The sequence below is a fragment of the Exiguobacterium sp. UBA3491 genome (genome assembly GCF_002377745.1).
GTDB lineage: Bacteria > Bacillota > Bacilli > Exiguobacteriales > Exiguobacteriaceae > Exiguobacterium_A.
On the sequence record NZ_DFQK01000006.1, the window covers coordinates 1 to 20,483 of the forward strand.

Below are 20,483 nucleotides of genomic sequence, written 5' to 3' on the forward strand. Positions count from 1 at the left end.
GGGCAGTCAACGTGTGCATAGTGGCGTTTTTCTGTTTCGTACTCGATGTGAGCTGTTGCGATTGTGATACCGCGCTCGCGCTCTTCTGGAGCACCATCGATTTGGTCAAACTTAGTTGCAGCTTTACCTTGTGCTTTTGCAAGTACAGCTGAGATAGCTGCTGTTAAAGTTGTTTTACCGTGGTCGACGTGGCCGATTGTACCAACGTTAACGTGCGGTTTAGAACGGTCGAATTTTTCCTTACCCATTCTGAATTCCTCCTCTATGTGTCTAATAATTTTTTATAACTAGGAAGGTGAGTCGTAAGATAACGTACACCTTCCTTAGCTTACACTAATCATAAAAGCGTGACAACCTGTGAAGGATTAGCCGTTCGCTTTTTTGATGATTTCTTCCGCAACTGATTTCGGTACTTCTTCGTAGTGATCGAAGTGCATCGAGTACGTTCCGCGACCTTGTGTGCGTGAACGAAGACCAGTAGCGTATCCGAACATTTCAGAAAGTGGAATCATTGAACGGACAACTTGAGCGTTACCGCGTGCTTCCATACCTTCTACGCGACCACGGCGTGATGTAACATCACCCATGATGTCTCCCATGTATTCGTCTGGGATGACGATTTCAACTTTCATCATTGGCTCAAGGATAACAGCGCCGCTCTTATCTTTGAGTTGTTTGACTGCCATTGAAGCCGCAACTTTAAATGCCATCTCGTTTGAGTCGACATCGTGGTACGATCCGAAGACGAGTGAAGCTTTTACGTCAACGACCGGGTAACCAGCAAGGATACCGTTTTGAAGTGCTTCTTCGATTCCGTTTTCAACCGCTGGGATGTATTCACGTGGAACAACACCACCGACGATTTTGTTGTTGAACTCGAAGCCAGCGCCTTCTTCGTTCGGCTCGAATTCTACGACGACGTGACCATACTGACCACGACCACCAGATTGACGAGCGAACTTCGAATCGATCTTCGCCGCTTGGCGGATCGTTTCACGGTAAGCTACTTGTGGAGCACCAACGTTTGCTTCGACTTTGAACTCGCGACGCATACGGTCAACGATGATGTCGAGGTGAAGCTCACCCATACCTGAGATGATCGTTTGACCAGTCTCTGGGTTTGTTTCAGTGCGGAACGTTGGATCCTCTTCAGCAAGCTTAGCGAGGGCTTGACCCATTTTATCTTGGTCAGCTTTCGTTTTTGGTTCGATAGCGACAGAGATAACTGGTTCTGGGAATGTCATTGATTCGAGAACGACGTTGTCTTTCTCTGCACAAAGCGTATCTCCAGTAGTTGTATCTTTCAAACCTACAGCTGCAGCGATGTCACCCGCGTATACCATCGGGATCTCTTCACGGCTGTTTGCGTGCATTTGAAGGATACGTCCAAGACGCTCACGTTTGCCTTTTGTTGAGTTTTTAACGTACGATCCTGCCGAAGCTGTACCAGAGTACACACGGAAGAATGTCAATTTACCGACGTAAGGGTCAGTCATGACTTTGAACGCGAGTGCAGAGAATGGTGCTTCGTCCGAAGACTCACGCACGATTTCTTCATCCGTATCCATGTCGATACCTGAGATCGCTTTTACGTCGATTGGTGATGGGAGGTAATCGAGAACTGCGTCAAGCATGAGCTGAACACCTTTGTTCTTGAATGCCGAACCTACGAGTACAGGATAGAAGTCAACTGTCAGAGTTGCTTTACGGATAGCCGCTTTCAACTCGTCGATTGTGATTTCTTCACCCTCGAGGTATTTCATCATCAATTCTTCTTCGTAATCCGCAACTGCTTCGATCAATGATCCACGGAGTTCTTCAGCTTGATCAGCGAGATCAGCTGGGAAACCGTCAGTCACTTCGATGTCAGTTCCGAGATCGTTACCGTACATGTATGTTTTCTGTTCGACGAGGTCGATGATTCCTTTGAATTCATCTTCCGCACCGATTGGAAGTTGGATCGCGTGTGCGTTCGCTTGGAGGCGTTCGCGAAGCGTTCCGACCGAGTACAAGAAGTCTGCACCGATTTTATCCATTTTGTTAACGAAAACGATACGTGGTACGCCGTAAGTTGTAGCTTGGCGCCATACTGTCTCAGTTTGTGGCTCAACACCAGACTGAGCGTCAAGTACTGCTACCGCACCATCAAGTACGCGAAGTGAACGTTCAACCTCAACTGTGAAGTCTACGTGTCCAGGTGTATCGATGATGTTTACGCGGTTACCTTTCCATTGAGCAGTTGTTGCTGCCGATGTAATCGTGATCCCACGCTCTTGCTCTTGCTCCATCCAGTCCATTTGTGAAGCACCTTCGTGCGTTTCACCAATCTTGTGGATACGACCCGTGTAATACAGGATACGCTCAGTCGTTGTTGTTTTACCAGCATCGATGTGAGCCATGATCCCGATGTTACGAGTGTTCTTAAGGGAGAATTCTCTTGCCATCTTTAAACATTCTCCTTTCGCATTTTAGTTTAGTGGTCGTGTGTTGCCACACGTCATGACTATACCCGAAAGCCACCTCATAATTCCATTGAAAATGGCATGCATGAGGTGGTGATTTTCGGAATTACCAGCGGTAGTGAGCAAACGCTTTGTTCGCTTCCGCCATTTTGTGCATATCTTCGCGCTTCTTAACAGAAGCACCAGTGTTGTTTGCAGCGTCCATGATTTCGTTAGCAAGGCGCGCATCCATAGTTTTTTCGTTACGGAGACGTGAGTAGTTCACGAGGTAACGAAGTGCGAGTGTCGTACGACGCTCTGGGCGAACTTCGACAGGAACTTGATAGTTAGCTCCACCTACACGGCGTGCTTTAACTTCAAGAACTGGCATGATGTTGTTCATCGCTTCTTCAAAGACTTCCATTGCATCGCGACCTGAACGTTCAGCGATAGTTTCGAAAGCTTTGTATAAGATTTGTTGAGCAGTACCTTTTTTACCATCTAACATAAGACGGTTGATAAGGCGGGTAACGAGTTTAGAGTTGTAGATCGGATCAGCCATTACATCACGACGTTCTGCTTGACCTTTACGTGGCATTCCGAGTCCCTCCTTTCATATAGTGAGGTGATATCTTAAGATATCTAGATTATTTTTTAACTTTAGGACGTTTCGTACCGTATTTCGAACGACCTTGCATACGGCCGTCAACACCAGCTGTATCAAGCGCACCACGAACGATGTGGTAACGTACCCCTGGTAAGTCTTTTACGCGGCCGCCGCGGATAAGAACAACACTGTGCTCTTGAAGGTTGTGGCCGATACCTGGGATGTAAGCTGTTACTTCCATTGTGTTCGTCAAACGTACACGTGCGTATTTACGAAGAGCCGAGTTCGGTTTCTTCGGAGTCATTGTACCTACACGAGTACAAACACCACGTTTTTGTGGTGAGCTGATGTCAGTACGAGCTTTAATGAAGCTGTTGTACCCTTTGTTCAGCGCTGGCGAATCTGATTTCACAACTTTTGATTGACGTCCTTTACGGACTAATTGGTTGATAGTAGGCATCTTTGAGATCCTCCCTTCCTGAATTCATGACAAATTTCAAAACCACCGAGCCGGGTGGTTCATCGAAAGTCATAATGAAACGTTTTGCGTGGCTCAGGCATTCCATCGCCACACAAAACGCATTATCAAACTTTCTTAATGGCAACAGCTGTTGCTGCGACATCGATTCCACAAGCTTTTCCAAGCTCTTGCTTAGAAGGAACATTCACGACTGGAACGTTAGCTTGTTTCGCCGCTTCGAGCAATGCTTGTTTTACGTGTTCATCTGCGTCATCCGCAATGATCACTTCCGACGCCTTGCCAGATCGCAATGCTTTGAGCGTTTGCTTTTGACCGACAAACTTCAAATCTGCGCCGACTACTTTTTTGTAAGACATGAAGATATCCTCCAAAATAACACAGCCGGTTGGCAACACTATATCATAGTAGCACCGCCATACCGGCGTGTCAAGGCGTTTTATTCTACCGGAGAATCGGCTTCTACAGGTGCTTCGCCAGCTACTTCGAGATCGATCTGACGGTAACGTGACATCCCAGTACCAGCTGGAACCAACTTACCGATGATGACGTTCTCTTTCAAGCCGCGAAGGTAGTCGCTCTTCCCTTTAATCGCTGCATCCGTAAGGACACGAGTCGTTTCTTGGAACGACGCAGCCGATAGGAATGAATCTGTTTCAAGTGACGCTTTCGTGATACCGAGAAGAACTGGTTTCGCCGAAGCGAGAGCTTTCCCGTTACGGAGCGCTTCTTTACAAGCTTCCTTGAACGTGCTGATATCGACGAGCGAACCTGGTAAGAGTGAAGTCTCACCAGACTCGATGACACGTACGCGACGAATCATTTGGCGAACCATGACCTCGACGTGTTTGTCACCGATCTCAACCCCTTGCATCCGGTATACTTTTTGAACTTCTTGAAGCAAGTAGTTCTGAACGCCGGATACACCTTTAACGTTCAAGAGCTCTTTCGGATCGATCGAACCTTCCGTGAAGACTTGACCGGCTTTGACCTCGTCCCCGAGCTGAACACGTAGACGCGAACCGAATGGGATCGTGTATGTGCGTGTTTCGCTGAGTCCTTGGACCGTCAATTCACGTTTGTCACGCGATTCCGTGAAGTCGATGACTTGACCATCGATTTCCGAGATGACCGCTTGACCTTTCGGGTTACGCGCTTCGAACAACTCTTGGATACGCGGAAGACCTTGTGTGATATCGTCCCCGGCAACCCCACCTGTGTGGAAGGTACGCATCGTAAGCTGCGTTCCTGGCTCACCGATTGATTGTGCCGCGATGATACCGACAGCTTCGCCGACTTCGACGTCGTTGCCTGTTGCCAAGTTACGTCCGTAACATTTCTTACAGACACCATGGCTTGTGTTACATGTGAAGGCAGTACGGATCTCAACGTTATCGACACCAGCGTCAGTGATGACACGCGCGATGTCTTCATCGATGAGTTCATTCGTTGAAACGAGGACTTCTCCTGTTTCAGGGTGAACGACATTTTCGAATGCAGTACGGCCGACAAGACGGTCGTAGAGGCTTTCGATCTCTTCCGTTCCTTCACGGAGTGCTGTGACGCGGATACCACGATCCGTTCCACAATCATCTTCACGGATGATGACGTCTTGAGCGACGTCAACGAGACGACGAGTCAGGTAACCGGAGTCAGCCGTTTTCAAGGCTGTATCGGCAAGACCTTTACGTGCACCGTGTGTTGAGATGAAGTATTCCTGTACCGTTAGACCCTCACGGAACGATGATTTGATCGGGAGCTCGATGATCCGTCCACTTGGAGCGGCCATGAGTCCACGCATACCAGCGAGCTGCGTGAAGTTCGACGCGTTACCACGGGCACCGGAGTCACTCATCATGAAGATCGGGTTGAGACGGTTGAGGGATTTCATCAGACGAGACTGAATTTCATCCTTCGCATCATTCCACGATTTAACGACGCGCTCATAGCGCTCGTCTTCTGTGATGAGACCACGACGGTACGATTTCATGACGCGGTCGACATTGTCCTGCGCTTCAACAAGGATTTCTTGTTTATCCGGAAGAACGATGATGTCCGCGATCCCTACCGTGATACCGGCACGAGTCGAGTGTTTGAATCCGAGGTTTTTCATGCGGTCGAGCATACGGCTTGTTTCTGTCGTCTCAAACCGTTTGAAGACTTCCGCGATGACATTTCCAAGGAATCCTTTTTTGAACGGGTCGATGATCGGACGGTTCTTCAGTTCTGCCACGACATCTGTTCCTTTTTCAAGGAAGTACTTGTCTGGCGTCGCTTCTTGAAGGTTCGTCATCGTTGGTTCGTTCAAGTAAGGGAACGTCGTTGGGAGGATCTCGTTGAAGATCAACTTACCGACTGTCGTAATCAATAATTTCTCGTTTTGCTCTTCCGTGAATGTCGGGTTTTTCAGAACGCCGGCTGGAATCGCAACACGTGTATGGAAGTGCGCATAACCGTTTTGGTAAGCGATGAGCGCTTCGTTCACTGTCGAGAAGATTTTCCCTTCGCCGATCGCGTTTTCGCGTTCGAGCGTGAGGTAGTAGTTACCGAGGACCATATCCTGCGATGGTGTAACAACAGGTTTACCGTCTTTCGGGTTCAAGATGTTTTGTGCAGCGAGCATGAGAAGACGTGCTTCCGCTTGTGCTTCTGCCGAAAGTGGTACGTGAACCGCCATTTGGTCACCATCGAAATCGGCGTTGTATGCCGTACATACGAGTGGGTGAAGGCGAATCGCGCGTCCTTCGACGAGCGTTGGTTCGAACGCCTGGATACCGAGACGGTGAAGTGTCGGTGCACGGTTCAAGAGAACCGGATGCTCACGGATGACTTCTTCGAGGACATCCCAGATTTCAGGTTGAACGCGCTCGATTTTCCGTTTCGCACTCTTGATGTTCGGTGCGATGCCACGAGAGACGAGTTCTTTCATGACGAACGGTTTGAAGAGTTCAAGGGCCATTTCTTTTGGAAGACCACATTGATACATCTTCAGGTTTGGACCAACGACGATAACCGAACGACCAGAGTAGTCGACACGTTTACCGAGCAAGTTTTGACGGAAACGTCCTTGTTTCCCTTTCAACATGTGTGAAAGTGATTTAAGTGGACGGTTACCTGGTCCAGTGACTGGACGACCGCGACGACCGTTATCGATCAAAGCATCGACTGCTTCTTGAAGCATCCGTTTTTCATTCTGAACGATGATGTTCGGAGCGCCAAGGTCAAGAAGACGCTTGAGACGATTGTTACGGTTGATGACGCGGCGGTACAAGTCGTTCAAGTCAGATGTTGCGAAACGTCCGCCATCGAGTTGAACCATCGGACGAAGTTCCGGTGGGATGACTGGAAGTACTTCAAGCACCATCCATTCTGGATTGTTGCCTGAGTTACGGAACGCATCGAGGACTTCAAGGCGTTTGATCGCACGAGTACGACGTTGTCCTTGAATCATACGAAGCTCTTCACGTAATGCAGCGACTTCTTTATCGAGTTCCACGTCACGGAGCAATTTACGAACTGCTTCCGCACCCATTTCAGCAGTGAACGAACGACCGAACTTCTCACGATATGCACGGTATTCTTTCTCTGAAAGGAGTTGTTTCTTCTCAAGTGTCGATTCGCCTGGATCTGTAACGACGTACGACGCGAAGTAGATGATCTCTTCTAACGCACGCGGTGACATGTCGAGGACGAGTCCCATACGGCTAGGAATTCCTTTGAAGTACCAGATGTGCGAAACCGGTGCTGCGAGCTCGATGTGACCCATGCGCTCACGACGGACTTTCGACTTCGTGACTTCAACGCCACAGCGGTCACAAATGATTCCTTTATAGCGGATCCGTTTGTATTTACCACAGTAACATTCCCAGTCTTTTGTTGGACCAAAGATACGTTCACAGAACAAACCGTCTTTCTCCGGTTTGAGTGTACGATAGTTGATCGTCTCCGGCTTTTTCACTTCCCCGAAAGACCATGAACGGATCTTTTCGGGGGAAGCGAGGCCGATTTGCATATATTCAAATCTATTAACATCTACCAAGGGGTGGACCTCCCTTTCGCTTATTCCTCTTCAGTAACAACTGGTGCGACAGGCGCTTGAACTTCTTCGAGTGCTGGAGTCGCGTTCGGGATATTGTCCTCGTCTTCGTCGCGCATTTCGATCTCTTCATCATCAGCAGACATCATCTTGACGTCCATACCGAGTGATTGAAGCTCTTTAATGAGGACTCGGAACGATTCCGGTACGCCCGGTTGTGGTACATTCTCACCTTTGACGATTGCTTCGTACGCTTTAACACGACCGATCGTGTCATCCGACTTGATTGTAAGGATCTCTTGGAGCGTGTAGGCTGCGCCGTATGCTTCAAGTGCCCATACTTCCATCTCACCGAAACGCTGACCACCGAACTGGGCTTTACCACCGAGCGGTTGTTGTGTAACGAGTGAGTATGGTCCTGTCGAACGTGCGTGAAGTTTATCATCGACCATGTGAGCAAGTTTAATCATATACATGACACCGACAGAGATACGGTTATCGAACGCTTCACCCGAACGACCATCATAAAGGACAGTCTTCGCGTCGCGATCCATACCTGCTTCTTCAATCGTTGCCCAAACATCTTCCTCACGCGCACCATCGAATACTGGTGATGCGACTTTGATGCCGAGTTGACGTGCTGCCATCCCGAGGTGAAGCTCGAGCAACTGCCCGATGTTCATCCGTGATGGAACCCCAAGTGGGTTCAACATGATGTCAATTGGCGTACCGTCTGGCATGTACGGCATGTCTTCTTCTGGAAGGATACGCGAGATAACACCTTTGTTACCGTGACGACCCGCCATTTTGTCACCCTCGTGAATCTTACGCTTCTGAACGATGTAAGCACGGATCAACTGGTTGACACCAGGTGAGAGCTCGTCCCCATTATCGCGGTCGAAGATTTTGACGTCGAGGATGATTCCATCACCACCGTGTGGTACACGGAGAGATGTATCACGGACTTCACGTGCTTTTTCACCGAAGATTGCATGAAGAAGACGTTCTTCCGCTGTCAATTCCGTTACACCCTTCGGCGTAACTTTACCGACGAGGATATCGCCGTCCTTGACTTCCGCGCCGACACGGATGATTCCGCGATCGTCGAGGTTTTTCAAGGCATCATCACCGACGTTCGGAATATCACGTGTGATTTCTTCCGGTCCGAGTTTCGTATCACGCGACTCACATTCGTATTCTTCGATGTGGATCGATGTGTAGACGTCGTCTTTGACAAGACGCTCACTCATGATGACAGCATCCTCATAGTTGTAACCATCCCATGTCATGAAACCGACGAGTACGTTACGACCAAGCGCAAGTTCCCCACCGTCCATCGATGGACCATCTGCAAGGATCTCGCCTTTATCGACTGGGTCGCCTGCTTTGATGATTGGTTTTTGGTTATAACACGTTCCTTGGTTAGAACGGATGAATTTTTGAATCTTGTAACGGTCGAGTTCACCTTCAACGATGTTGCCATCGACTTCCGTCGTACGACGGACAAGGATTTCACGCGCCGTGACACGCTCAGCGATCCCTGCGTGCTTCGCAACGACAGCGGCTCCTGAGTCTTTCGCAGACACGTACTCCATTCCTGTACCGACAATCGGAGATTCCGGGTTCAGAAGTGGGACGGCCTGACGTTGCATGTTCGCTCCCATGAGGGCACGGTTCGAGTCATCGTTCTCAAGGAACGGGATACAAGCCGTTGCGGCAGATACGACCTGCTTCGGCGAAACGTCCATGTAATCGACACGTGCTGGTTCGACAGACAAGTTTTGTCCACGGAAACGTGAAAGGACGTGTGAATCTTTGAACGTCTTCTCTTCCGTCAACAACATGTTTGCCTGTGCGACGACGTAGAGATCCTCTTCGTCAGCAGTCATGTAGTGGATTTCATCCGTGACGACGCCCGTTTCCGGATCGACACGACGATATGGTGCTTCGATGAAGCCGTACTCATTGACCTTCGCGTACGAAGACAACGAGTTGATCAAACCGATGTTTGGTCCCTCTGGCGTTTCGATCGGACACATACGGGAATAGTGCGAGTAGTGTACGTCACGAACTTCGAAACCAGCGCGCTCACGTGTCAAACCACCAGGTCCGAGTGCTGAAAGACGACGTTTGTGCGTCAATTCCGCAAGCGGGTTCGTTTGGTCCATGAACTGAGACAACTGCGAGCTACCGAAGAACTCTTTAATCGATGCGATAACTGGACGAATGTTGATCAAGGCCTGTGGCGTGATCGCATTCTGATCCTGAATCGACATCCGTTCCTTAACGACACGTTCCATCCGTGAGAGACCGATCCGGAATTGGTTCTGGAGCAGCTCGCCGACTGAACGAAGACGACGGTTACCGAGGTGGTCGATATCGTCTGTCGTACCGACTTCATGCAACAAGTTGAAGAAGTAGTTGATGGCAGCAATCATGTCAGCAGGCGTGATGTGCTTGATGTCACGATCGATGTTACCGTTACCGATGATATTGATGATGCGTTCACCTTCAGCATCGTCCGGTGCGAACACCTTGATTGACTGTAAGTTGAAAGCCTCACCCTGCGTTACGCCGCCTGTAGGCGTCGCTTCGATGTAACCAACGGATCCTTCGAGGAATGGAAGGACTTTATCGAGCATACGACGATCAAGGACCGTTCCTGCTTCCGCGATGACTTCACCTGTCTCAGGATCAACGAGCGTTTCCGCAAGTTTTTGACCGAAGAGACGGTTCTTAAGATGAAGCTTTTTATTGATTTTATAACGACCAACGTTTGCCAAATCATAACGTTTCGGGTCAAAGAAGCGCGACACGAGCAACGCTTTTGCGTTTTCGACTGTCGGCGGCTCTCCCGGACGTAGACGCTCATAAATCTCGATGAGGGCTTTTTCCGTTGATTCCGTATTATCTTTTTCAAGTGAATTCCGGAGGTACTCATCATCACCGAGAAGATCGATGATTTCCTGATCCGTACCGAAACCAAGAGCACGTAAAAGAACCGTTACTGGAATCTTACGCGTGCGATCAATGCGAACATAAACGATGTCTTTCGCGTCTGTCTCGAGCTCGAGCCATGCACCACGGTTTGGGATGACTGTCGCGGAGAATCCACGTTTACCGTTCTTATCTAACTTATTGTTGTAATAAACACTTGGCGAACGAACAAGCTGCGAAACGATTACGCGCTCCGCTCCATTGATGATGAATGTTCCCGACTCCGTCATAAGCGGGAAGTCACCCATGAAGACTTCTTGTTCTTTCAATTCACCCGTCTCTTTATTTTGAAGACGGACTTTAACGCGTAGTGGTGCCGAATAGGTCACGTCGCGCTCTTTCGATTCATCGATCGAATACTTCGGCTCTCCGAGCGAGTAGTCGATGAATTCTAATACGAGATTCCCTGTGAAGTCGGAAATCGGCGAAATGTCATGAAACATCTCACGGAGACCTTCCCGCAGGAACCACTCATACGAATTCGTTTGAATCTCGATTAAGTTTGGAAGTTCCAATACTTCGCTGATACGTGCATAGCTTCTTCTCTGACGGTGACGACCGTACTGAACAAGTTGACCAGTCAACTGATTCACCTCTCAGACCCACTTCTTCTTATAGAGAAGGACGGGTGTAATATCGAACATTGAAGCCATTTTTTGATTGATAAGCGCAAAAAAGCGACGTCTTGTCTACTCAATCATCTGTAGTCGAGAACGCCAGCTGCTTTCAAACATCTTATCCAAAAATCACTCCAATGGCATTTTATAATACTATCATAGACACAACATGCGGTCAACGACAAATCCTTCGATTTGTCAAGACCGAATTGATTTAAATATAGAGTACCCTTTATCCCGGGTAACTGTCTCACACATACCGAATACGTCTTCCATCAATTTCTTCGCTGATGGTCCACCTTGTTTCTTTTGAATGACGACCCAAAGCTCGCCGCCGACGACAAGGTGATCATATGCTTCTCGGAGAATACGATGAACGACCGTTTTTCCCGCCCGAATCGGTGGATTCGTCACGATCGCTGCGAATGTCGATTCGCCTACCCCATCATACCCGTCACTCACACCGGTCGTCACGGAAACACCATTCGCGCGCGCATTGTCTGCCGCTAGTTCGAGCGCCCGTTCATTGACATCGATCAAGTGTGCCGGACGACCCGTCGACTTCGAGAGCGCGATGCCCATCGGTCCGTATCCGCAGCCGACATCTAAAATGTCTCCCGCTACAGCCGGTTCCGTGAATGCCTCGATCAACAGACGGGAACCAAAATCGATTCCGTTCTTCGAAAAGACACCGTGATCCGATGTAAAGCGGAGCCTCTGACCACGCAGGACATATTCCCACGTCTTCGGATCTCGTTTCGATGAAGGGTCATTCGTATAATAATGATCCGCCATGTTTCCTTCCCCTCTCATGTAAAAGATGAAAACAAAAGAAGCTCGCAATGCGAGCTTCTCTTGTTTCTACGGAAGAAGAAAATTACTTAACTTCTACAGTAGCGCCAGCTTCTTCAAGCTTAGCTTTCATTGCTTCAGCGTCTTCTTTCGAAACGCCTTCTTTAACTGGTGCTGGAGTTCCGTCTACGAGAGCTTTCGCTTCTTTAAGACCGAGACCAGTCAATTCGCGAACTGCTTTGATGACGTTGATTTTACCAGATCCAGCGTTAGTAAGGATAACGTCGAATTCAGTTTGCTCTTCAGCTGCTGCGCCTGCGCCAGCACCTGCAACTGCTACTGGAGCTGCTGCTGATACGCCGAATTCTTCTTCGATTGTTTTTACGAGTTCGTTAAGTTCAAGAACAGTCATGCCCTTGAGGTCTTCGATAAATTGCTCTTTGTTGAAAGCCATTATGGTTTTCCTCCTTTGATTTAGCCCACGTTGGGGTGTGAAAATTGTGTTGGTTGCCTATCCCGCTAAGCAGAAATTAAGCAGATTGTTCTTCTTTTTGCTCTGCGATTGCGTTCGTTGCCACCGCGAGTCCACGGATTGGCGCTTGAAGCACGCTGAGGAGCATCGAAAGGAGACCTTCGCGTGATGGAAGTTCCGCAAGGGCTTTGACATCTTCTACTGAAGTGACTTTGCCTTCGATGATACCACCTTTGAGTTCGAGAGCCTTGTGCGTTTTAGCGAAGTCGTTCAAGATCTTAGCTGGCGCGATAACGTCTTCATTGCTGAAGGCGATCGCACTAGGACCTGTGAAGACTTCATCAAGACCTTCGAGGTTGCTTTGAACTGCCGCGCGGCGGAGGAGACCGTTTTTGTAAACTTTGAATTCAACGCCCGCTTCGCGGAGTTGTTTACGAAGTTCAGTGACTTCTTCTACTGTGAGACCACGGTAGTCGACGACAACTGTTCCTGCGCTCGCTTGGAGTTTCTCAGCGATCTCAGATACGAGATCCGCTTTGACAGCGATAACTTTTTCGTTTGCCATTTCTGTTGCACCTCCTGGTAGATGAAATGTACCGGTGCGAGGGGCTGCTCGATTTCAAATAAAAAGCCTCCGTCTGCAGAGCAGAGGAGGCGTAATCGTCAAAAAGGATACCTGAACAAACAGGCTCTCTGAGCAAGAACACCTCGGAAGGATTTATGCCCATGTGAGCACCTTCTGTCTACGGTATGTCGAAATATATCAACGTTTTATACTGTAACAGCGTTCTTAGAACGTTGTCAAGTTCGTTTTAGACGAAATTATTTCGCGAAGTCAGCTGAAGATACTTTTACACCAGGACCCATTGTAGAAGCGATCGCGATGTTTTTAAGGTATACACCTTTAGCAGTAGCAGGCTTAACTTTTACGAGAGTTTCGATAACTGTGTTGATGTTATCAACGAGTTTCTCGTTATCGAATGATTTTTTACCGACAGGAACGTGGATGTTACCTGATTTGTCGACACGGTACTCAACTTTACCAGCTTTGATATCGTTGATTGCTTTTGTGACGTCAAATGTAACTGTACCTGTTTTCGGGTTTGGCATGAGGCCTTTTGGTCCGAGAACGCGACCAAGTTTACCAACTTCACCCATCATGTCTGGTGTCGCAACGATAACGTCGAAGTCGAACCATCCTTGTTGGATTTTGTTGATGTACTCAGCATCACCAGCGTAATCTGCTCCTGCAGCTTCCGCTTCTTTTAATTTCTCACCTTTCGCGAAGACGAGGACTTTTTGTGTTTTACCAGTACCGTGTGGCAATACGACTGCTCCACGGATTTGTTGGTCTGCTTTCTTCGGATCTACTCCGAGACGAACAGCCAATTCGATAGTCTCATCGAATTTCGCAGTTGCAGATTTTTTAGTCAAATCTACAGCTTCTGCGAGTTCGTATGAAACCGTACGATCGATAAGCTTAGCAGCTTCTTTGTACTTCTTACCCATTTTAGGTTCCTCCTTTGTGGTTGTGCGGAAAATCCTCCCACATAATGAAAGGGTAGCAGGCTTCAAGAAACTATCCGCCTGCGACCCTCATCGTTGTTCATGGTAATCAAAAAGACATTAGTCTTCGATTACGATACCCATAGAACGTGCAGTACCTTCAACCATCAACATTGCTGTTTCAACAGATGATGCGTTAAGGTCTGGCATTTTTGTTTCAGCGATTTCACGAACTTTGTCACGTTTGACAGTCGCTACTTTCTTACGGTTCGGTTCACCTGAACCACTCTCAATTCCAGCTGCTTTCTTCAAGAGAACTGCTGCTGGAGGAGTTTTAGTGATGAATGTGAATGAACGATCTTCAAAAACCGTGATGACTACAGGGATAATCAAGCCGGCTTGGTCTTGTGTACGAGCGTTGAACTCTTTACAGAAGCCCATGATGTTCACACCTGCTTGACCGAGTGCCGGTCCAACTGGTGGAGCTGGGTTTGCTTTGCCCGCAGGAATTTGAAGTTTTACGAGTTTCATAACCTTCTTCGCCACGAGACACACCTCCTTAATTCTTTAATGTGGTTTAATTGGACGTTGCGCGTCCTCCCACTCATTCTATTCGACGAGTTATTTATCGAAATAAGCACAACATCAAACACGAAAAATTGTATCATTAAAACAAAACATTCGCAATAGGAAACTTAATCGATTTTATCGACCTGTGCGAAATCAAGCTCGACCTTCGTTTCGCGACCGAACATATCAACAGAGACTTTCATTTTCTCAGCATCTGCATCAAGCTCCTCGATCGTACCTTCGAGATTTTCGAAAGCTCCTTCTTTGATTCGGACGATTTGTCCGAGTGAGAAGTCGTAACGGCTCTTCAGATCGACAAGACCCATTGATCCAAGGATATTTTCTGCTTCTTCCGGAAGAAGTGGGGTTGGTTTTGAACCGCCGCCGACTGATCCGAGGAAGCCTGTGACGTTCGGAGTATTCCGGACGACATACCAAGAATCATCCGTCATGACCATCTCAACGAGGACATATCCCGGGAAGATCTTGACTTCACGTTCCTTGATTTTCGTTTCTCCCTTTTTGTTCGTTACTTCTTCTTGTACCGTTTCAATCGGAACGAGTACACGGAAGATTTTTTCGTCCATGTTCATGGATTCAATCCGACGTTCAAGGTTCGCCTTGACGTTGTTTTCGAATCCGGAATACGTTTGGACGACAAACCATTGTTTCTCCATGGTAGGCCACCTCTTCTTTTTACTTAATCAACCAGCTCATCAATGCGCTAAGCCCTGAATCGACGCCGAAGATGAAGACACCCATGAAGATCACCATACCGATGACCGTCAGTGTGTATTTCGTCAGCTCTTTCCGTTTTGGCCAGCTCGTCTTTTTCAATTCATTCCATACGTCACGCAAAAATTTCATCGTACTTTCCCTCCAGGATGTAATAAATCGGGACAGATGAAGCTTTATTTCGCTTCTTTATGAATCGTATGCGCGTTACAACGACGGCAGAATTTCTTCAATTCCAAGCGGACAGTGACGTCCTCTTTTTTCATCGTCGTATAGTCGCGGGCACCGCAATTATCACAAGCAAGGCCTACTTTCTTCGCCATCTCAAAGTCCTCCTTCTTTGCCACTCTTCTCTTCTGTTAAGGTACTTTCCTTCCGAAAAAGAGCGTAAAAAAAAACGCCTATGAGCGGCGTCTCGCTAGTAAGGCGCTAGTTATACAGTAGCATAGGAAGGGGTTACGGTCAATCTACCTCTCTGTTAGACCGTCATCTTTCGTGCTTCGAGATAACGCTCAAGCTTGCGCTTGACGCGTTGCAAGGCATTGTCGATCGATTTGACATGACGATCGAGGTCGTCAGAGATTTCCTGATACGTCCGTCCGTCAAGATAGAGCGCGAGGACTTTGCGTTCAAGGTCGCTTAAAATTTCATCCATCTTCGATTCAATGTCTGCATATTCTTCCCGGTTGACGATCAAAATTTGTGGGTCAGAAGGTGCTGTCGACGTGATGATATCGAGTAACGTCCGCTCCGATTCATCGTCATAGATCGGTTTATCGAGTGAGATGTACGAATTCAACGGGATATGTTTCTGACGTGTCGCCGTCTTGATCGCAGTGATCATCTGTCGCGTGATGCATAATTCGGCAAATCCTTTAAACGAGGCAAGCTTATCCGTTCGGTAATCCCGTACTGCTTTATAGAGACCAATCATTCCTTCTTGAATGATATCTTCTCGGTCTGCCCCGATCAAAAAGTAAGAACGGGCTTTGGCGCGCACGAAATTTCGATACCGCTCGATCAAAAATTCGAGCGCATCGCTGTTGTCGAACTCTTTCGCTTGTTCTACAAGCGCTTCATCGGTCATGCACCCAAACTGGTCGAACGAAACCAAACTCATCTTGTATCCCTCCAAGCATCATTGACGAATAGTTCAATTGTTTTTAATTATACAATAATTACCTGTCGCACGACAATGAAAATTGGCATGACCTCTTTTGTTGCATCCAACATGTATCTTTTCTATAAAAAAATCCACCATTCTTCCAAATGAAGAACGATGGATTGCTCATACGAATGGTTCATATCATGTATCTGAATTCTTTCGACGACGGATCGCTTCTAAACGTGCGACGACGTCTTCTGGTAAATCAATCTTCGAGCGCGGTTGATCCGTCGTCTTCGCAGACGTCGTCTGTTGTTTGATGACAGCGACTGCCGCTTTCCACTCTCGCCGGAGCTCTTGCGCCGATATGCGGAGTGCGCCGAGCGTGAAGATGACCCATTGCTCCGTGTAGTCGTTCGTCGCTACCGTCAACTTGACTCGGATGTCCTGTAACCAATCAGCAGCTGTCTTTTCAATCCATTCATCTGCCGTTTCGTTCTCCCGTGTATAGACGATATCGATTCCGCTTTTTAGCATCCGAGACTCACGTCCTGGTTGCAGATAGGCATCGAAGACGATCGTAACGCTGAGACCTGTGACAGCTTGGTATTCCGCCATCGCATGAATCAGCCGTTCCCGTGCCAATTCAAAATCTTGCTCCCGCAACGTCCGAAATTCTGGCCATGCGCCAATGATATTATAGCCATCTACGATGAGACGATCATATTTCATCGCGCATACGGCTTTCTAGTCCGGTAGACTTCATATAGTAATAATGAAGCAGCAACCGATGCGTTGAGCGATGTGACATGTCCCGCCATCGGGAGGTGGACGAGGAAATCACATTTTTCACGGACAAGCCGGCTCATTCCTTTTCCTTCACTTCCAATGACGATTCCGAGTGGCATCGTCCCATCGAGCGTCCGGTAGTCATCACTTTCGCGCGCATCCGTTCCGACGAACCAGATGCCTTGTTTCTTTAGATCTTCCATCGTCCGCGCAAGGTTCGTCACGCGAACGACAGGAATATGTTCGATCGCGCCTGTTGATGCCTTTGCGACGACTTGCGTCAATCCGACTGATCGACGCTTCGGAATGATGATCCCGTGTGCCCCGACAGCATCTGCCGTCCGCAAGATTGATCCGAGATTATGTGGATCCTCCAGTTCATCGAGTAGGATCAAGAGCGGTGTTTCATCCTTTTGACGTGCCAGCTTGAAGATGTCTTCCATCTCGGCGTACTCGTACGCCGCTACCGCTGCGACGACACCTTGGTGATTTTCCGTTCCAGCTAAACCGGTTAACCGCGAACGCGGGACGAGCTGGATTTGAATGCCCGCTTCCTGCGCCATCGCATGGATGACGGCAAGTGGTCCTTTTTGTTGTCCTTCTTGCAAGAACAGCTTGTTCATCTCTCGTCCACTCCGTAATGCCTCTAGGACCGGATTACGACCTGACAAGAAATCTTGTCCTTCTTCGAGTGGCTCGATCACGACAGGCTGTTCCTTGACCGGAGCGGCTTTTCGTTTCTCTGGTGCTGGACGCTGTGCCTTCGTTTTTGGCTTCGCGCTTGTAGCCTTAGGATTCGTCTGTTTTTTCGGCTTCGAGTAATTCGAACGCTTGTCCGATGAGTTCTTCAAGGCGATCCCCTCCTTCTGAAAGATAAATATAACCGAGCAATGCTTCAAATGCTGTCGCGTAGCGATACGTATGGACGTCCGTGCTCTTCGGAACAGAACCGGATTTCGCGTTCTTTCCGCGCCGGACGACCGCTGCCTCTTCTTCCGTCAACGCATCCGTGTTCAACCAGTGTGTCACGACCGTCGCTTGTGCTTGTGCCCGAACGTACCGGACAGCTGCTTTATGCAACTCGCCCGGCTTCACGTAGCCTTGTTCGAGCAATCGCTCGCGCACACGAATCTCATAGACGACGTCGCCCATGTACGCTAACGCGAGTGCGTTCAGTTGTTTGTAGTTCTTCATCCGCGCTTCCACCGCATCCCTTGCGCTGTATCTTCGAGCAGAATGCCTTGGTCACGTAATTGGTCGCGAATTGCATCTGCTCGTGCAAAGTCACGATTTTGACGGGCTGTGTTCCGCTCTTCGATCAACTGTTCGACTTCTTCATCGAGTAAGCCTTTATCAACTGTCAACGTCACACCTAGGACGCCTGATAATTCCGAGAAGAGTGCGAGGAACTGTTCGAGCACCTGTTTCGATACATGCGCTTCTCCAAGGTATAGGTTGGCTTCTTTTGAGAGATCAAACAAATCCGTCACAGCGTTCGCTGTATTGAAATCATCATCCATCGATGTGATGAAGTGTTCCTTGATCGCCGCTAGACGATTCAACCACTTCTCGTCACCTGTTCCGAGATCGGCCGTCATCTCAAGACGGTGTTCGATGTTTGCGACCGACTCCCGAATCCGCGCGAGACCATTCGCTGCTTGATCGATCAGTTCACGACTATAGTTGATCGGGTGACGATACTGAACCGATAACATGAAGAACCGTAACACCATCGGATCGACCGCTTGGATCGCTTCATGGACTGTCAGGAAGTTACCGAGCGACTTCGACATCTTCTCGTTTTCGATGTTCAAGAACCCGTTATGCATCCAGTAGTTCGCGAACTTCTGCGAGTTGCACGCCTCAGACTGGGCGATCTCATTCTCATGGTGCGGGAATTTCAAGTCTTGTCCGCCAGCGTGGATATCAATCGTCTCCCCAAGGTATTTCTTCGCCATCGCCGAGCACTCGATGTGCCAGCCTGGTCGTCCTTCGCCCCATGGACTCGTCCATGCCGGCTCCCCTGGTTTTGCTGCTTTCCAGAGCACGAAATCAAGCGGATCTTCTTTTTTCTCTCCGACTTCGATTCGTGCGCCTGCACGCAACTCGTCGATTGACTGCTGGCTTAATTGTCCGTAATCCTTGAAACTACGCGTCCGGAAGTAGACATCTCCGCTTGAAGCGTAGGCATTGCCTTTTTCGACGAGAACTTCGATGAATGCGATGATATCGTCCATCGTTTCCGTGACGAGTGGATGAATGTCTGCTTTTTGAACATTCAAGGCGCCCGTGTCCGCGTGATACGCCTCGATGAAACGTTTCGTCAACGCATGATAGTCTTCTCCGAGTTCGTTCGCTGTCCGGATGATCTTATCGTCGACGTCCGTGAAATTCGAGACATATTTGACTTCATATCCGCGATATGTGAAGTAGCGGCGGACCGTATCGAAGACGATGGCTGGACGTGCGTTGCCGATATGAATGTAGTTGTATACCGTCGGACCACAGACATACATCTTGACCTTTCCTTCTTCTAATGGTTTAAATGGTTCCTTTTTTCCGGTCATGCTGTTGTACAGTTGAATCATGACGTCGCCCTCCTTTAATCCGTTCAATTTCTTGTTTTAATACTTCTAGTTCCATTTCAATCCGCTCTTGGCATTCGCTGACCGGATCCGGGAAACGATGATCAAGTGGTGCTTCGACCTTCATACCGTCCTGAATGACGACACGTCCCGGAATGCCGACGACGGTCGCATTTGGAGGAACGTGTTTTAAGACGACAGAACTGGCACCGATTTTCGAGTATGCCCCGATCGTGATATCACCAAGGACACGGGCACCGGCAGAGACAAGTACGCCGTCTTCAATCGTCGGATGACGCTTTCCTGTTTCTTTCCCCGTTCCGCCGAGTGTCACGCCTTGAAACAACGTGACGTCATCACCAATGATCGTCGTCTCACCAATGACGACACCCATCCCGTGGTCGATAAAGAATCGGCGTCCGATCGTTGCTCCTGGATGAATCTCGATGCCTGTCAAAAAGCGACTGAATTGCGAAATCAATCGACCGAGCAAGCGAAACTTCGCGTTCCAGAGCCGATGGGCCAGGCGATGCATCCAAATCGCATGTAAGCCCGGGTATGTCAAAATGACTTCTAACGTGCTGCGGGCAGCTGGATCTTGCTCAAACACATTGCGGATATCTTCTCGTATCCGTGTCATATACGTTCTCCTCTCCATAAGAAAAAGCGCCTCCATGCATTGCTGCACAGAGACGCTAACGAAGCGCGGTCCCACTCTGTTTGGACGATTGACTCGTCCCTCTTGACGTCCGT

General features: G+C 48.6%; 21 protein-coding genes and 2 other annotated features (1 of these 23 running past the window's edge). All 21 genes read right to left on the reverse strand.

Annotation, left to right across the window (positions count from 1 at the left end; all coding sequences use genetic code 11):
* On the reverse strand, positions 1 to 248 hold a 248-nt coding region (locus B4F99_RS01260), incomplete at its 3' end, for a GTP-binding protein (protein WP_290754879.1).
* 117 nt (positions 249 to 365) lie between these two features.
* On the reverse strand, positions 366 to 2,444 hold the full coding sequence (gene fusA, locus B4F99_RS01265; RefSeq protein WP_023466625.1) for an elongation factor G: 2,079 nt from the start codon (positions 2,442 to 2,444) through the stop codon (positions 366 to 368).
* A gap of 124 nt (positions 2,445 to 2,568) precedes the next feature.
* On the reverse strand, positions 2,569 to 3,039 hold the full coding sequence (gene rpsG, locus B4F99_RS01270) for a 30S ribosomal protein S7 (protein WP_023466623.1): 471 nt from the start codon (positions 3,037 to 3,039) through the stop codon (positions 2,569 to 2,571).
* A gap of 49 nt (positions 3,040 to 3,088) precedes the next feature.
* Positions 3,089 to 3,508 (reverse strand): 30S ribosomal protein S12, encoded by a 420-nt coding sequence (gene rpsL / locus B4F99_RS01275; protein WP_023466621.1) that lies wholly within the window; start codon positions 3,506 to 3,508, stop codon positions 3,089 to 3,091.
* Between the two features lie 125 nt (positions 3,509 to 3,633).
* Positions 3,634 to 3,885, reverse strand: coding sequence for a ribosomal L7Ae/L30e/S12e/Gadd45 family protein (locus B4F99_RS01280; protein WP_056064895.1), 252 nt, complete (start codon positions 3,883 to 3,885; stop codon positions 3,634 to 3,636).
* Positions 3,886 to 3,965: 80 nt separating this feature from the next.
* Positions 3,966 to 7,565: a DNA-directed RNA polymerase subunit beta' gene (rpoC, locus tag B4F99_RS01285; protein WP_290754883.1), complete on the reverse strand. Its 3,600-nt coding sequence runs from the start codon at positions 7,563 to 7,565 to the stop codon at positions 3,966 to 3,968.
* A gap of 20 nt (positions 7,566 to 7,585) precedes the next feature.
* Positions 7,586 to 11,143, reverse strand: coding sequence for a DNA-directed RNA polymerase subunit beta (gene rpoB, locus B4F99_RS01290; RefSeq protein ID WP_058705179.1), 3,558 nt, complete (start codon positions 11,141 to 11,143; stop codon positions 7,586 to 7,588).
* A gap of 231 nt (positions 11,144 to 11,374) precedes the next feature.
* Positions 11,375 to 11,971, reverse strand: a complete 597-nt coding sequence (locus tag B4F99_RS01295; RefSeq protein WP_214856815.1) for a class I SAM-dependent methyltransferase — start codon at positions 11,969 to 11,971, stop codon at positions 11,375 to 11,377.
* An 82-nt stretch (positions 11,972 to 12,053) separates the two neighbouring features.
* Entirely contained in the window at positions 12,054 to 12,422 is a 369-nt protein-coding gene (gene rplL, locus B4F99_RS01300; protein WP_023466613.1) for a 50S ribosomal protein L7/L12, read from the reverse strand.
* Between the two features lie 76 nt (positions 12,423 to 12,498).
* Positions 12,499 to 13,005, reverse strand: a complete 507-nt coding sequence (rplJ, locus tag B4F99_RS01305) for a 50S ribosomal protein L10 (protein ID WP_023466611.1) — start codon at positions 13,003 to 13,005, stop codon at positions 12,499 to 12,501.
* A gap of 50 nt (positions 13,006 to 13,055) precedes the next feature.
* Positions 13,056 to 13,207 (reverse strand) — a sequence feature (ribosomal protein L10 leader region).
* Positions 13,208 to 13,262: 55 nt separating this feature from the next.
* The gene (rplA, locus tag B4F99_RS01310; RefSeq protein ID WP_064300983.1) at positions 13,263 to 13,949 is read right to left on the reverse strand and encodes a 50S ribosomal protein L1; all 687 of its coding nucleotides are present in this window, start codon (positions 13,947 to 13,949) and stop codon (positions 13,263 to 13,265) included.
* Positions 13,950 to 14,066: 117 nt separating this feature from the next.
* Positions 14,067 to 14,492 carry a 50S ribosomal protein L11 gene (rplK, locus tag B4F99_RS01315; protein ID WP_023466609.1) on the reverse strand — a complete coding sequence of 142 codons (426 nt, stop codon included), beginning with the start codon at positions 14,490 to 14,492 and terminating at the stop codon, positions 14,067 to 14,069.
* Positions 14,493 to 14,641: 149 nt separating this feature from the next.
* Positions 14,642 to 15,193 (reverse strand): transcription termination/antitermination protein NusG, encoded by a 552-nt coding sequence (gene nusG, locus B4F99_RS01320; RefSeq protein ID WP_214856813.1) that lies wholly within the window; start codon positions 15,191 to 15,193, stop codon positions 14,642 to 14,644.
* 19 nt (positions 15,194 to 15,212) lie between these two features.
* Complete coding sequence (secE, locus tag B4F99_RS01325) at positions 15,213 to 15,383, reverse strand: preprotein translocase subunit SecE (RefSeq protein WP_023466605.1); 171 nt, start codon at positions 15,381 to 15,383, stop codon at positions 15,213 to 15,215.
* Between the two features lie 44 nt (positions 15,384 to 15,427).
* Positions 15,428 to 15,574 (reverse strand): 50S ribosomal protein L33, encoded by a 147-nt coding sequence (gene rpmG / locus B4F99_RS01330; RefSeq protein WP_023466603.1) that lies wholly within the window; start codon positions 15,572 to 15,574, stop codon positions 15,428 to 15,430.
* 155 nt (positions 15,575 to 15,729) lie between these two features.
* A complete protein-coding gene (sigH, locus tag B4F99_RS01335; protein ID WP_035413147.1) occupies positions 15,730 to 16,371 on the reverse strand; it encodes an RNA polymerase sporulation sigma factor SigH in 642 nt (213 codons plus the stop codon).
* Between the two features lie 186 nt (positions 16,372 to 16,557).
* Positions 16,558 to 17,088, reverse strand: coding sequence for an NYN domain-containing protein (locus B4F99_RS01340; protein ID WP_290754886.1), 531 nt, complete (start codon positions 17,086 to 17,088; stop codon positions 16,558 to 16,560).
* Positions 17,085 to 17,849 (reverse strand): 23S rRNA (guanosine(2251)-2'-O)-methyltransferase RlmB, encoded by a 765-nt coding sequence (gene rlmB, locus B4F99_RS01345; RefSeq protein ID WP_214856825.1) that lies wholly within the window; start codon positions 17,847 to 17,849, stop codon positions 17,085 to 17,087. Before rlmB ends, B4F99_RS01340 begins: the two co-directional genes overlap by 4 nt.
* Positions 17,850 to 17,934: 85 nt before the next feature.
* On the reverse strand, positions 17,935 to 18,339 hold the full coding sequence (locus B4F99_RS01350; RefSeq protein WP_023466600.1) for a Mini-ribonuclease 3: 405 nt from the start codon (positions 18,337 to 18,339) through the stop codon (positions 17,935 to 17,937).
* Positions 18,336 to 19,733, reverse strand: coding sequence for a cysteine--tRNA ligase (gene cysS, locus B4F99_RS01355; protein WP_029343081.1), 1,398 nt, complete (start codon positions 19,731 to 19,733; stop codon positions 18,336 to 18,338). The genes B4F99_RS01350 and cysS overlap by 4 nt, the downstream gene beginning before the upstream one ends.
* Positions 19,687 to 20,388 carry a serine O-acetyltransferase EpsC gene (gene epsC, locus B4F99_RS01360; RefSeq protein ID WP_081637456.1) on the reverse strand — a complete coding sequence of 234 codons (702 nt, stop codon included), beginning with the start codon at positions 20,386 to 20,388 and terminating at the stop codon, positions 19,687 to 19,689. Before epsC ends, cysS begins: the two co-directional genes overlap by 47 nt.
* A 27-nt stretch (positions 20,389 to 20,415) precedes the next feature.
* Positions 20,416 to 20,483, reverse strand: a binding site (T-box leader) (it continues 151 nt past the right edge of the window).